11 protein-coding genes are annotated in these 12969 nt (G+C 70.2%); 5 read left to right on the top strand and 6 right to left on the bottom strand.

What is annotated here, in order from left to right:
- Window positions 1–5 precede the first annotated feature (5 nt).
- A complete protein-coding gene (locus tag GGQ54_RS00195; protein WP_179443553.1) occupies window positions 6–1403 on the bottom strand; it encodes an MFS transporter in 1398 nt (465 codons plus the stop codon).
- 200 nt (window positions 1404–1603) lie between these two features.
- On the opposite strand from GGQ54_RS00195, the gene GGQ54_RS00190 reads away from it, so the two are divergent.
- Window positions 1604–3256, top strand: a complete 1653-nt coding sequence (locus GGQ54_RS00190) for a fatty acid--CoA ligase (protein ID WP_179443552.1) — start codon at window positions 1604–1606, stop codon at window positions 3254–3256.
- Here GGQ54_RS00190 and GGQ54_RS00185 read toward each other — a convergent pair whose 3' ends face one another.
- Window positions 3257–4318, bottom strand: coding sequence for an alpha/beta hydrolase fold domain-containing protein (locus GGQ54_RS00185; RefSeq protein ID WP_179443551.1), 1062 nt, complete (start codon window positions 4316–4318; stop codon window positions 3257–3259). It abuts the gene before it with no gap.
- A gap of 95 nt (window positions 4319–4413) precedes the next feature.
- Here GGQ54_RS00185 and GGQ54_RS00180 point away from each other — a divergent pair, with 95 nt between their 5' ends.
- Entirely contained in the window at window positions 4414–5421 is a 1008-nt protein-coding gene (locus GGQ54_RS00180) for a LacI family DNA-binding transcriptional regulator (RefSeq protein WP_179443550.1), read from the top strand.
- Window positions 5422–5433: 12 nt separating this feature from the next.
- Here the strand turns inward: GGQ54_RS00180 and GGQ54_RS00175 are convergent, their stop codons facing one another.
- Both GGQ54_RS00175 and GGQ54_RS00170 read right to left on the bottom strand, forming a co-directional pair.
- The gene (locus tag GGQ54_RS00175) at window positions 5434–6726 is read right to left on the bottom strand and encodes an MFS transporter (protein ID WP_179443549.1); all 1293 of its coding nucleotides are present in this window, start codon (window positions 6724–6726) and stop codon (window positions 5434–5436) included.
- Window positions 6723–7727, bottom strand: coding sequence for an alpha/beta hydrolase fold domain-containing protein (locus GGQ54_RS00170; RefSeq protein ID WP_179443548.1), 1005 nt, complete (start codon window positions 7725–7727; stop codon window positions 6723–6725). The genes GGQ54_RS00175 and GGQ54_RS00170 overlap by 4 nt, the downstream gene beginning before the upstream one ends.
- A gap of 125 nt (window positions 7728–7852) precedes the next feature.
- On the opposite strand from GGQ54_RS00170, the gene GGQ54_RS00165 reads away from it, so the two are divergent.
- From GGQ54_RS00165 to GGQ54_RS00155, 3 genes are read left to right on the top strand one after another with little or no spacing between them, the layout of a single operon-like run.
- A complete protein-coding gene (locus tag GGQ54_RS00165) occupies window positions 7853–9409 on the top strand; it encodes a sodium-dependent transporter (RefSeq protein ID WP_179443547.1) in 1557 nt (518 codons plus the stop codon).
- 3 nt (window positions 9410–9412) lie between these two features.
- On the top strand, window positions 9413–9517 hold the full coding sequence (locus tag GGQ54_RS00160; protein ID WP_179443546.1) for a methionine/alanine import family NSS transporter small subunit: 105 nt from the start codon (window positions 9413–9415) through the stop codon (window positions 9515–9517).
- A 39-nt stretch (window positions 9518–9556) separates the two neighbouring features.
- Window positions 9557–10786, top strand: coding sequence for an Nramp family divalent metal transporter (locus GGQ54_RS00155; protein WP_425487388.1), 1230 nt, complete (start codon window positions 9557–9559; stop codon window positions 10784–10786).
- Here GGQ54_RS00155 and GGQ54_RS00150 read toward each other — a convergent pair whose 3' ends face one another.
- Window positions 10787–11767, bottom strand: coding sequence for a cation diffusion facilitator family transporter (locus GGQ54_RS00150; RefSeq protein WP_179443545.1), 981 nt, complete (start codon window positions 11765–11767; stop codon window positions 10787–10789). It abuts the gene before it with no gap.
- A 9-nt stretch (window positions 11768–11776) separates the two neighbouring features.
- Window positions 11777–12928: a VanZ family protein gene (locus GGQ54_RS00145; RefSeq protein WP_179443544.1), complete on the bottom strand. Its 1152-nt coding sequence runs from the start codon at window positions 12926–12928 to the stop codon at window positions 11777–11779.
- Window positions 12929–12969: the final 41 nt, after the last annotated feature.

The raw sequence follows: 12969 nt of genomic DNA, 5'->3' as shown, positions 1-12969 counted from the left end.
GCCGCTCAGGACGCCGGCCGCGGCCGATGGCCACTGCCGGGCCGCCGGCCCGCGGGTCGGGAGATCACCCCGGGTACGCCGCGGCCGCGCAGCGAGACGCCCTTGGTCTCGATCACGCCGATCAGGGCCACCGCGCCGATCGCGCAGGCGATCATCATGTAGATCGCCGGGAAGATGGTGATCCCGGTGGCCTCGATCGCCGCTTCGTTGACGTAGGGCGCCGTGCCGCCGAACAGCGAGGTCGCGACGTTGTAGGAGATCGCCAGCGCGGCATAGCGCACCTGGGTGGGGAACATCGCCGGGAAGGTCGCCGAGATGGTGGCGAGCTGCGGGACGTAGAGCAGCCCCAGCACCGCAAAGCCGACCGCTGCGCCGATCGCGGAAGTGCCGATCAGCAGATACATCGGGATCGCCAGCACGAACAGGCCGACCAGCGAGAACCACCACATCGGTTTACGGCCCACCCGGTCCGACAGCGCGCCGGCGAACGGCAGGAAGATCATCATCGCCAACTGGCCGATGATCGGGACGACCAGCGCCCCCTCCTCGGTCAGACCGATGGTGGTCTGCAGATAGGTCGGGGTGTAGGTGATCAGGGTGTAGTTCACGACGTTCAGCGCGATCACCAGTCCGAACAGTTGCAGGATCGGCTTCCAGTAGGTGACCAGCATCTCCTTGAAGACGACGCCGACGTTCTCCTCGGTCTGGTCCTTCTCGTCCAGCTCGCGGAAGACGGGGGTGTCCTCCACCCTGGACCGCAGATACAGACCGACGATGCCCAACGGTCCGGCGACCAGGAACGGAATCCGCCAGCCCCACTCGTACATGGCGTCGTTGCCGACGACCAGCAGCGTGCCGAGCATCATCAGCGCGCCGAGGGAGAAGCCGCCGAGCGTGCCGAACTCGAGGAAGCTGCCGAAGAAGCCACGGCGCTTGTCGGGGGAGTACTCGGCCATGAACGTGGCGGCCCCGCCGTACTCGCCACCGGTCGAGAAGCCCTGGATCATCCGCAGCAGGATCAACAGGGCAGGCGCCCAGTAGCCGATGGTTTGGAAGCTCGGCAGCAGGCCGACACAGAACGTCGCGGCGGCCATCATCACGATCGTCGCGGCAAGTACCTGCTTGCGGCCGAGCCGATCACCCAGCGGGCCCCAGACCATCCCGCCGAGCGGCCGGATCAGGAACGACACGGCGAAGATGCCGAGCGTGATCAGCGGATTCTCGTTGGGGATGAGGTTCGCGGTGATGAAGGCGGTGCCGTAGGCGTACAGCCCGTAGTCGAACCACTCCGTCGCATTTCCGATGGCCGAGGCTCCGACCGCCCGCTTCAGGGTCTTCGGGTCCACCTCGTGCTCGGCGGGGCTTGCTGTGCCTCCGCCTGTGGAATCCGCCTGTTCAGTCATGTCACCACTCCTGACGCCAAATAGGATTGTCTACAATCGTGGTCCGCCTCACACTAGCCACTGCCCGCGGTGTTGGCCAGCGAGGCCGATCGGTGCGTGTCCGGCGGGCCCGGAAGATCCATCGAAGTGCTTGTGTGGCCCGGCCCGGGAAGGGGAGGATTGCCGCCAAGGCAGCGCCAGCATCCTCCGGAGGGGCTTCGATGAAGAGCACCATGCAGGACTTTCCCCTGACCATCGGGTCGATCCTGACCCACGGGACGACCGTGCATCACGACTCGGAGGTGGTGACGGCCACCGCCGACGGGGTACGCCGGGAGTCCTACGGCGAGCTCGGCGCCCGTGCCGCCCGACTGGCCCACGCGTTGCGCGGACTCGGCATCTCCGGCGACGAGCGGGTCGCCACCTTCCAGTGGAACAACGCCGAACATCTCGAGGCCTATCTCGCCATCCCCTCGATGGGCGCGGTCCTGCATCCGCTGAACATCCGCCTCTTCCCCGAGCAACTGACCTATGTCGCCAACCACGCGCAGGACCGGGTGGTGATCGTCGACGACTCCCTGGTCCCGCTGCTGGCCCGCCAGCTTCCGACCCTGGAGACGGTGACCCATGTCCTGGTCGCGGGCCCGGACGCGGCCGGCGCCGATCTCGACGCGCTGCGGGCCAGCGGCAAGGAGGTGCTCGACTACGCGACCCTGCTCGCCGAGCAGCCCGAGGAGTTCGACTGGCCGGCCGTCGACGAGCGATCCGCGGCGGCGATGTGCTACACCAGCGGCACCACCGGCAACCCCAAGGGCGTCGTCTACAGCCACCGCTCGTCGTGGCTGCACTCCCAGGCCTGTTGCACCGGCAATGCGTCGGGGATGTCACTGGCCGACCGGATGCTGCCGATCGTCCCGATGTTCCACGCCAACGCCTGGGGTCTGCCCTACGCCGCGATCATGAGCGGCGCATCGCTGTGCATGCCCGACCGCTGGCTGCAGGCAGAACCGCTGGTCCGCTTCATCCAGGAGAGCCGGCCGACCATGTCGGGCGCGGTGCCGACGATCTGGAACGACGTGCTGAGGTACCTCGACGCCCATCCCGACATCACGCTGGATTCGCTGAAGCTGATCCTGTGCGGCGGATCGGCCGTGCCGGTCAGCCTGCAGAAGGCGCTCGCCGAGCGGCACGGGCTGACGATCCGGCAGGCCTGGGGGATGACCGAGACCTCGCCGGTGGCATCGATGGCGACGCCGCCGGTCGGTGTCGAGGGCGAGGAGGCCTGGCGCTACCGGGGCGGACAGGGCCGACCGCTGGTCGGTGTCGAGGCGCGGATCGTCGCCGACGACGGCGCCGTGCTGCCCGCGGACGGCGAATCGGTCGGCGAGCTGGAGGTACGCGGGCCGTGGGTGACGGCGCAGTACTACAACAGCGACGACCCCGAGACCGGCGCCAAGTTCCATGACGGCTGGCTGCGTACCGGCGATGTGGGCACCCTGGACGACCTGCGCTACATCACCCTCACCGACCGGGCCAAGGACGTGATCAAGTCCGGCGGCGAATGGATCTCCTCGGTCGACCTGGAGAACGCCCTGATGGGCCACGACGCGGTCGCCGAGGCCGCGGTCGTCGGCATCCCGGACGAGAAATGGCAGGAACGCCCGATGGCGGCGGTCGTGATCAAGGAGGGCGCGAGCGCGACCGCGGAGGAACTGCGCGACTACCTGGCCACCCGGTTCGCGAAGTGGCAACTGCCCGATGCCTTCACCTTCATCGACCAGGTGCCGCGTACCTCGGTCGGGAAGTTCGACAAGAAGGTGATCCGCAAGGCCTATGCCGACGGCGAGCTGCAGGTCGATCCGCCGGCGAACTGATCAGCGGCGCCGCAGCCAGGGCAGCAGGTCCGCCAGCAGTTGCCGCGGACCCACCGTGTGGGGCGCCGCCGGCGTCGCATACTCCGGCGGGTCGTCGTGCAGGGTACGCAGGGTGGTGACGACATCGCGGTGCAGGTGGTCGGCGGCGGGCACATGGCCGGTCAGCCCGCCCGAGGTGTGCGTCTGCCCCTGGTACTGCACGCAGGTGGCGGGTACGCCGGCCCGCCACAGGGCCCGGGTGTAGGCAGCGCCGTCGCCGCGCAGCGGGTCGAGCTCCGCGGTCAGGATCACCGCGGGCGGCAGCCCCCGGTGCGTGGGCGCGCGCAGCGGGGAGGCGTACCGATGCCGGCGCAGTCGCCGGTCCGGCCCCAGATACTCCTTGACCACCGGTTCGAACACCGGGCGCAGCGCGATCCGCGGCAGGAATCGGGAGACCGCCCGCGGGTCCAGGTGCCCACCGGTGAGGTCGACGACCGGCGCCTCGAGCAGTTGCAGCCGGACCGGGTGATCGGCCCGCTCGGCATTGATCAGCGTCGCCGCAGCGGCCAGGTTCGCGCCCGACGACGCGCCGCCGATCGCCACCCGGGCGGGATCTGCGCCGAGCTTGCGGGCGTGCCGGACCACCCAGTCGAAGATCGCGTAACACTGCTCGGGCTGCGCGGGAAAACGCACTTCCGGGGCGTGGGAGTACTCACCGGCCACCACGATCACGCCGGCCTCGTGCGCCCGGGTCCGGAACTGATGGTCCCAGCCGGGCCAGTCGATACCGGCGATGGTGAACGCGCCGCCGAAGAAGTGGACCAGGACGGGCAGGTCCGCCCCGGGTTCGGCCGGGCTCTCGGTCGGCCAGTACACGCGCAGCCGCGCCGACGGGTACCCCGGCACCACGACCTCCTGCTCACGAGTGGCCACCTCGATGCGGCGGCGGCCGAGCACGGAGTAGGCCCGGTGATCCGCGGCGGTGGTGAGCCGGCGGCGCTCGGCCGGGTCGGGGTTGAACGCTGGGTTGTCTCCCGCGGCCAGCAGTCGTTCGGTGGCCGCTACGAACGGATCGAGGCGCACGGCATCTCCTTGGGTCTCGTGCTCCTTCGAAGCACTTCGAGTCGCTGCAGCGAGTGTAATGTTCGGCTCACCGTCCAGGGCCGGAGGGAGCGTGCATGGCCAGGGGCCGCCCGACGATCTACACCATCGCCGAACGAGCGGGAGTCAGCATCTCCACGGTCTCGCTCGCCATCAACCACCCGCAACGCGTCGCGCCCAACACCCGTCGGCGGATCGCCGAGGTCGCGGCGGAGCTCGGCTACCGACCGGACACACCGTCGGGCGAGCGGCGCGGCGGTCGCCGCGGCGGGGTCGGGGTCGCCGGCCCCTTCACTTCGGTGGCCAGCTACGCACGGCGCCTGAACGGCATCCTCACCGAGCTCCGCGGCACCGGGATCGACGTCACGGTCTACGACCTGCCGAGCGCGGAACGGGTCGACGCCCCGCTGCTCGACACGCTGCCGATCCGGCCGGGGGTGGACGGCATCATCGTGCTCGGCATCCCGCTCTCGGCCGAGGGCGCGGCCCGGCTGTCGGCGTGGGGCCCGCCGGTGGTCCTGATCGACGTGGCGAACAGCGAAGTCGGCGGGGTGCGGGTCGACGATCTTGCCGGGGGTGAGCTGGTCGGGAGCCACCTCGCCGCCCTGGGACATCGCCGGGTGGCGTTCGTGCACCCCCCGCAGCGATCGTTCAGCTACGTCTCCGCGGGGATGCTGCGCCACGACGGTCTGGTCCGCGCGCTCGGCCGCGCCGACGGCCCGACGGCGGTGGTGCCGGTCGAGGTGACCGATCCTGACCCGGCGGCGATCGCCGAACAAGTGCTGGCCGTGCCCGGGGTGACAGCGGCGTTCGCGCACACCGATCTGATCGCCGGCCGGCTGCGCGCCGGGCTGATCGCGCGGGGCATCGGCGTACCGGACCAGTTCTCGGTGGTCGGCTACGACGACGGCGAACTTGCCGAGACCCTGGGGCTGACGACGGTACGCCAACCGCTGGAGGAGACCGGCCGGGCGGGCGCCCGGATGCTGCTCGACCTGATGGATCAGGGCGCGTGCGAGTCCGAATCGATCATCCTCGACCCCGAGCTCGTCGAGCGCGCGACCACCGCGCCGGCACCGGCCTGATCGGCTCCGCGCTCAGCGCACCCCGCGTACCCCGAGGATCGCGAGTCCACCGAGCAGACTGAGCACGATCGAGCAGACGAAGAGTGCGGAGTAGTTCTGCCCGCCACCGATCGCGAGCACCGGGATCGCCAGCATGGGGGCGAGCAACTGCGGAAGCTGGTAGGCGAGGGCGACAATGCCGAGATCCTTCCCGGCCTCCTCGAACGTGGGCAGCACCTCCGTCATCAGCGCGACATCCACCGCGACGTAGGCGCCCTGGCCCGCGCCGACGATCAGGATCGCCACCATGAAGACGCCGGTCGAACCGGCGAAGACCGCGATGATCAGGCCGATCACGGTGACCAGGCAGGAAACGAAGACGATCGGCTTGCGGCGCCCGGTGTGGTCGGAGAGCCAGCCGAACACGAGCGTGGTCACCACATTGCCCGCGAAGAAGAAGAGCATCGCCTGCGCCAGCACGCCGGAGGCCTGCTCGATCGGGATGCCGAGCTTGTCGATGATGAAATAGAGCAGGTAGAGCGTCACCGAGACAATGGACATCGTGACCAGGAAGCGGCACACCCAGGCCCACCCGAAGTTGCGGTAGACCACGGGATTCAGCCAATAGGTCGAGACGATCTCCTTGATCGACAACGGTTCGGCCGGCTCCGTGCGCACGCGGTCGCGGAGCACGAGGACCAGCCCGAGCGAGAGCGCCGCACCGATCAGCCCGGGCACCAGGAACCAGGTGGCCTGCTGGTCGTTCGGCAACATGGCGACCGTCTGCGCGCCGACGATCAGCGCGATACCGGCCGACACACCGGTGACGGCCGCGATGCGGGCGCGGATCCGACGAGGAATCTGGTCGGCGAGCAGGGCGTGCACGGCCATATTGGTCGCCCCGAAGCCGATCTGGGTGACGCACCAGAACAGGGCCATGGCGGGCACGGTAGTGCTGAAGGCGAGGCCGACCACGCCGACCACACCCACGGCGACGCCACCCACCATCCATGGATTGCGCATCCCGAATCGGGACCGGGTCCGGTCGCTGAGCCGTCCGAACAGCGGGGTGATGATCACCACGACGATGCCGCCGATGCCGGCCACCAGGGCGAGGTTGGTGCCCTTGTTCTGGTTGTCGAGGATCGCCAGCGCCTTCGGGATGGCGGCCCCGCCGAGGGTGCTCAGGGCCAGGCTCACCCCGAACCAGGCGAGCACGTACATCGGCAGGAAGACCCGCCGCTGCGGCGCGCCGTGGACCTCGTCGCCCGCCGGGTCGACGGCCGGTGCGGCGGCCTCGGTCGGTTCGATGGCATCGGTGCTCATCTGGGACTCCGTTCGGTGTGGTAGGCATCGCGAAGTGCGGCGGCGCAGTTCTCCTGCCACTCCCGCGCGCCCGCCATGGTCGCGGTGAGCGCGGGGGTGCCGTGCAGATGGCCGGCGCCGCGGAGCACGCAGACATCGGCCCCGGCCGCGGCGAGTCGGGCTCCGTACTCCTCGGCGCCGTCGCGCAGGAAGTCGTGCTCGGCGGTCATGATCAACGTCGGCGGCAGGCCGGTCAGGTCCGGGACGTCCAGCGGTTCGGCGTACCGTCCGGTCCCGCCGGGCAGATAGAGCGGTACGACCGCGTGTGCTGCCGCCGCCCCGAACTCGTCGCCGTAGAGCTCGCCGGAGCGCCCGTACGGCCGGAACGCCGCCGCTGGTACCTCCAGCGCCTGATGGGCCGGCACCAGGCCGTGCCGGTCGCGCAGCGCCAGCGTGGTCCCGGCCGCCAGCGTGCCGCCCGCGGACGATCCGCCGACGCCGATCCGGGTCGGGTCGATCCGCAGCCGGTCGGCGGCCTCGGTCAGCTCGAGCCAGGCGGCAACCGCGTCCGACAGCGCGGCGGGGTAGGGGTGTTCCGGTGCGAGCCGGTAGTCCAGGCTGAAGATCACGAGCCCGGCCGCAAGGGCACGGGCGGCCAGCAACCGGTCGTTGACGAGCTCGTCCGGGCTGCCGTGGACGAAACCGCCCCCGTGCAGGAAGAGCTGTGCGGGGGCCGGGTCGGAGATGCCGTCCGGGCGGTAGCAGCGCACCCGCAGGCCGGCACCGCCCGTGGCGGGCAGCCATGCGTCGGCGATCGCCACGCCGGCGGGCGCCTCGGCGGTGAAGGTGACGGCCAACCGGTCCGACAACCGGCGCGCCGCAGCCCGCTGGACCGCAGGATCCGGTGCGGTGAGGTCCGGCAAGGACGACCGCAACTCGGTCTCCCTGGCCAGCCAGGTGTGGACGGCCGGGTCGAGATCGAGTTCGCTCAACCGGGTCTCGGTGGCGTCGTTGCCGGGCACCGCACTCCTATCGAAGTTCTTCGAGAATCGCACGCACTCTACCGGGGCCATCACGCTTGCACCAGATGTGCTGGATTGATTGGCTGGGGGTCTTTCCCAATGGTGCGGCGACAAGGAGAGCGATCATGGCGAACCAACCTGCCGTGGACCGGCCCCCGCGCGAACAGTGGTCCGGCCAGGCCGGATTCCTGTTCGCCGCGATCGGATCCGCAATCGGCCTCGGCAACATCTGGCGCTTCCCGGGAGTGGCCTACAGCAACGGCGGCGGGGCGTTCCTGATCCCGTACCTGGTCGCGCTGCTGGTGGTCGGTATCCCGATCCTGCTGCTCGACTACGCCCTCGGCCACCGTTATCGCGGCTCGGCGCCGACCACCATGCGCAGGCTGTGGCGGCCAGCCGAGACCCTCGGCTGGTTCCAGGTGATGATCGCGTTCGTGATCGCCACGTTCTATGCGGTGATCATCGCCTGGGCGCTGCGCTACACGATCTTCTCGTTGACGCTCGCCTGGGGTGACGACCCCGCGACCTTCTTCACCGAGGACTTCCTGCAGGCCGCCGGCGAGGGCGTCAGCCTGGCGTTCGTGCCGGGCGTTCTGGTCCCGCTGCTGGTGGTCTGGGTGATCGTGGTGGGCATCCTCGCGATGGGGGTACGCAACGGCCTGGAGCGGGCGAACGTGATCTTCTTGCCGCTGCTCTTCCTCGCCTTCGGCATCCTGGTTGTGCGCGCGTTGTTCCTGCCGGGTGCGGCCGAGGGGCTGAACGCGTTGTTCACCCCCGACTTCGCCGCGCTCGCCGACCCCGCCGTCTGGATCGCTGCCTTCGGCCAGATCTTCTTCTCGCTGTCGATCGCCTTCGGCATCATGATCACCTACGCCAGCTACCTGAAGCGCCGCTCCAACCTGACCGGCACCGGACTGACGGCGGCCTTCGCGAACTCCTCGTTCGAGCTGCTCGCCGGGCTCGGCGTCTTCGCGGTGCTGGGCTTCATGTCGCTGCAGTCCCAGACGCCCATCGACGAGATGTCGATCACCGGCGTGGGCCTGTCCTTCATCGCCTTCCCGCAGATCATCAGCCTGATGCCGGGCGGTGCGCTGATCGGCACCCTGTTCTTCGGCTCCCTGGTGGTCGCCGGCCTGACCTCGCTGATCTCGGTGGTCCAGGTGATCTCCGCGGCCTTCCAGGACCGGTTCGGACTGACCGCGCGGACCGGGGCGCTGGCGGTCGGCATCCCGTGCGCGATCGTGTCCTGCCTGTTGTTCTCCACCACCACCGGACTGGTCACCCTGGACACCGTGGACAAGTTCACCAACGAGTTCGGCATCGTCGGGTCGGCCATCGCCACCGTGGTGATCGTCGGGCACCTCGCGCGGCAGACGCCGGCGCTGCGTGCCCACCTGAACGACGTGTCCCGCCCACGGATCGGGTCCTGGTGGGAGGTGCTGATCAAGTGGCTGATCCCCGCCGTGCTGTTGATCATGCTGCTCTGGTCCGGCTACGGCGTGGTCACCGAGGGCTATGAGGGGTACGCCGGATGGTTCCTCGGGGTCTTCGGCTGGGGCGCGCTGTTGTTCATGTTGGTGATGGCCTGCGTGCTGACGGCACTGCCGCGTCGCCCCGACGAGGACGCCGAGTTCGCCGCGACCGAGGCCGGCGGGACAACCGGCCAGACGAAGGAGGACTGAGCCATGACCACCGTCGCAATCTTCTTCATGCTGCTCGCGATGCTGACCATCTGGGGAGGCCTGATCGTCAGCGTGATCATGCTGGCGCGCAACTCGCGAGGGGGCTGAGGTCGCCCCGCGGAAGCGGGACATGCTTGACTTCTGTTCGTGGGAGCGGTCCGGACATCGCTGCGCCGGACCCCGGTGTTGCTGGGTCCGGCCTTCGTCGCCGCCGTGGCCTATGTCGATCCGGGCAATGTCGCCACCAATCTGACGGCCGGTGCGGCCTTCGGCTACCTGCTGTTGTGGGTGCTGGTGGTGGCGAACGCGATGGCGGTGGTCGTGCAGTACCTGTCGGCCAAGCTGGGCCTGGTCACCGGGCAGAGCCTGCCCGAGTTGTTGCGCGAGCGCCTGGGGCGGCGTACCCGACTGGCCTACTGGGCACAGGCCGAACTGGTGGCGGCGGCGACCGATGTCGCCGAAGTGGTGGGCGGGGCGATCGCGCTGCACCTGCTGTTCGGGATCTCGCTGCCACTGGGCGGCGCCATCGTTGGCGTCGTCTCGATGGCCCTGCTGGTCGTCCAGTCGCGGCGCGGTCAGCGTCCGTTCGAGTTCGTGATCATCGGGCTGCTCGCCGTGATCGTCGTCGGCTTCCTCGCCGGGCTGGTGGTCGCCCCGCCGGACTGGGCCGCCGCGGCCGGGGGACTGGTGCCGCGATTCGCCGGCACCGAGACGGTGCTGCTCGCGGCGGGCATGCTCGGCGCCACGGTGATGCCCCACGTCATCTATCTGCACTCCGCCCTGGCCCGCGACCGGCACGGCGGCGGCCACCCGCCGGCGGTGCTGGGCCGGTTGCTCGCCGCGACCCGTTGGGATGTGGGGCTGTCGCTGGCCGTCGCGGGGGCGGTGAACATCGCGATGCTGCTGCTCGCGGCAACCAGCCTGCGCGGCGCGCCGGGCACCGACAGCATCGGCGGCGCCCATGCCGCCATCGCCGCGAGCCTCGGCGCCGGCATCGGCACCATCTTCGCGGTCGGACTGCTCGCCTCCGGGCTCGCGTCGGCCTCGGTCGGGGCCTATGCTGGCGCCTCGATCATGGGCGGGTTGTTGCGTACCCGGATACCGCTGCTCGCGCGCCGGGCGATCACGCTGGCCCCCGCGCTGGCCGTGCTCGTCCTCGGGGCGGATCCGACCCGGGCGCTGGTGATCAGTCAGGTCGTGCTGAGCTTCGGCATCCCGTTCGCGGTGCTGCCGCTGATCAGGCTGACCGGTGACCGGTCGCTAATGGGGTCGTTCGTCGACCCGCCGGCGCTCCGGGCCGCCGGGGTGGCGATCGCGGCGATCGTCTGCACTCTGAACGCGGTGCTGATCGTGTTGACCGTGACGGGGATGGGCTGATCAGGCACCGCCGCTGCCGGCCGGCGCCTCGTCGGTCGGATGCAGCGACGGTTCGGCCGGCGCCGCCAGCGTCAGCACCACGTCGGCGATGTCCGGATGAGTCTCCAGGTCCGCCTCCAACGCGCGCAGCCGCTCGGCCAGCCGCGTCTCGTCGTCATTGCCGACCAGATCCACCGCCGCCACGATGTAGACCCGGCGCGGACCGACAAAGGCACAGTAGAGATAGCTGACCCGGTCGATCTCCGGTCGGGCCAGCAGCATCCGCAGCACGCGGTTGCGCCAGCGCGCCGGCACCGTCTGCCCCACCAAGAACTCCCGATTGCGCTGGATCAGGAAGATCGCCATCGCCGCCAGCAGCAGGCCGATCATGATCGATCCGACAGCATCGGGCACGGGGCTGCCGGTGAGCTGGTGCGCCGCGATGCCCAGCGCGGCGATGAGCAGACCGATCAGCGCGCCGAGATCTTCGACGAAGACCGCACGCAGCGTCGGCACGGAGGTGTGGTTGATCACCCCGAGCACCGACATGTGGGCCAGCTCCGCCTCCTGCCGAGCCTCCTTGAGCGCCTGCCGGAAGGAGAACCCCTCCAGCACGAAGGCGATCGCCAACACCACGTAGTTGATCACCAGGTGCTCGGCCGGTTCCGGATGGAGCAGCGTGTTCACCCCGTTCAGGATCGAGACCACGGCGCCGACGGTGAACAGCCCGAAGCCCGCGAACATCGACCAGACATAGGCCTCGCGGCCGTACCCGAGGGGGTGGCTCGGATCGCGGCGGGGGCGGCTGCGTCGGTTGGCGACCAGCAGAAACACCTCGTTGCCGGTGTCGGCCCAGGAGTGGGCCGCCTCGGCCAGCATCGAGGCCGAACCGGTGAAGGCCGCGGCGACCGACTTGGCGATGGCGACCAGCGCATTCGCCGCGAACGCAATGACCACCGTCCGGGTCGACTCCTCGGCCCGCTCACCTGCCGCCTGCTCCATGCGGAGACCCTAGTGTGGCCGGGCGGCTCCGTCGCGGGATTCGGAGTGGTGCTCCGGGCGATCGGCCAGCACCGGGGCCGTGCGGGAGTCGGCGTACCGCGCCCCGGTCAGCGCGGCAGCCAGGCCATCGCGACTGAGCAGTCCCGCGACCAGCAGCCCGAGCAGCCAGACCGGCGCCGTGTAGCCGAGCGCACCGAGCCCCGGCAGTTGCGCCGCCGCCATCGCCAGCGCCGGGAGCGCGGGCCCGAGCAGCGCCAGGGCGAGCCGGCGCATCGGCGTACCCGCCCCGTCGGTCCAGCGCGGAACCAGCCACAACAGCCGCTGGCCTGCCGACGCGCCGAGATGGGACAGCGCAGGAACCACGAAGACCAACAGTGCCGGCAGCAGCCAGCGCGCCACGCCGACCCCGGTCTCGGGCAGGAAGCTGGGCGTGTCCGCGATCGCATCGAGCGCCCGCGCACCCAGCTCGACCGCGGCGAACACGACCGCGAACAGCGCCGCGTCGACGACCGCGCCCAGCCAGCGGCGGGCCCGGGTCACCGGGCGCGGATCGAGCCGACGGCCCTCCAGCGCGCGGGCCCGGCTCACCCAGGACAGCACGAGCGGGGCGATGGCGACCCCGATCGCCGCGCCGACAGTGTTGGCGATCAGGTCGTCGGCGTCGGCGATCCGCCAGCGGCACGGAAGCAGGCCGAACGCCGCCGTGCCCTGGGTCAGTTCGATCAGCGCGGAGACGCCGATGCCGGCCAGGATCGTGACCGCGGCCGGCCATTCCAGCAGGCGCCGGCCGAAGACGCCGAGCGGGACGAACAGCACGACATTGAGCAAGAGCTGGCGCAGCGCGAACGATGACGCGAGGCCACCCGCGCCGCCCGCGGCATAGGCCGCGGCCAGGTCGTGGACGAAGACGAACGGCTCCGGCTGGACCCGCACGTCGTAGCGGGCGCACCAGGCCTCGCCGTATCCGTCGGGAATCGGCAACATGGTGTAGGCCAGCAGCGCGAACGCATAGACCGCGACCATCCCGAAGGCCGCCATCCGGGTCAGGCTCAGCCCGCCGAAACGCCGCGCCTGCACCACGATCAGCGGGATCAGGACCACCCCGAAGGTGAGCGCGCCGAGCAGCATCGCCTGCATGGCAAGGCTCAGGTAGGTGGTCATGCTCTCCTCCGGTCGACACCCCAACTGTGCCCACCGCGACA

Origin of the sequence: Naumannella cuiyingiana (assembly GCF_013408305.1) — a bacterium.
In the GTDB taxonomy this organism is placed as follows: Bacteria; Actinomycetota; Actinomycetes; order Propionibacteriales; family Propionibacteriaceae; genus Naumannella; species Naumannella cuiyingiana.
Note: the sequence above shows the minus strand (reverse complement) of the source record. Positions and strands in the feature narration are given on the sequence as shown.

Coding starts and splice junctions, on each gene's coding strand:
- GGQ54_RS00195 (WP_179443553.1), bottom strand. CDS start 1,403: ATGACTGAACAGGCGGATTCCACAGGCGGAGGCACAGCAAGCCCCGCC.
- GGQ54_RS00190 (WP_179443552.1), top strand. CDS start 1,604: ATGAAGAGCACCATGCAGGACTTTCCCCTGACCATCGGGTCGATCCTG.
- GGQ54_RS00180 (WP_179443550.1), top strand. CDS start 4,414: ATGGCCAGGGGCCGCCCGACGATCTACACCATCGCCGAACGAGCGGGA.
- GGQ54_RS00175 (WP_179443549.1), bottom strand. CDS start 6,726: ATGAGCACCGATGCCATCGAACCGACCGAGGCCGCCGCACCGGCCGTC.
- GGQ54_RS00165 (WP_179443547.1), top strand. CDS start 7,853: ATGGCGAACCAACCTGCCGTGGACCGGCCCCCGCGCGAACAGTGGTCC.
- GGQ54_RS00160 (WP_179443546.1), top strand. CDS start 9,413: ATGACCACCGTCGCAATCTTCTTCATGCTGCTCGCGATGCTGACCATC.
- GGQ54_RS00150 (WP_179443545.1), bottom strand. CDS start 11,767: ATGGAGCAGGCGGCAGGTGAGCGGGCCGAGGAGTCGACCCGGACGGTG.
- GGQ54_RS00145 (WP_179443544.1), bottom strand. CDS start 12,928: ATGACCACCTACCTGAGCCTTGCCATGCAGGCGATGCTGCTCGGCGCG.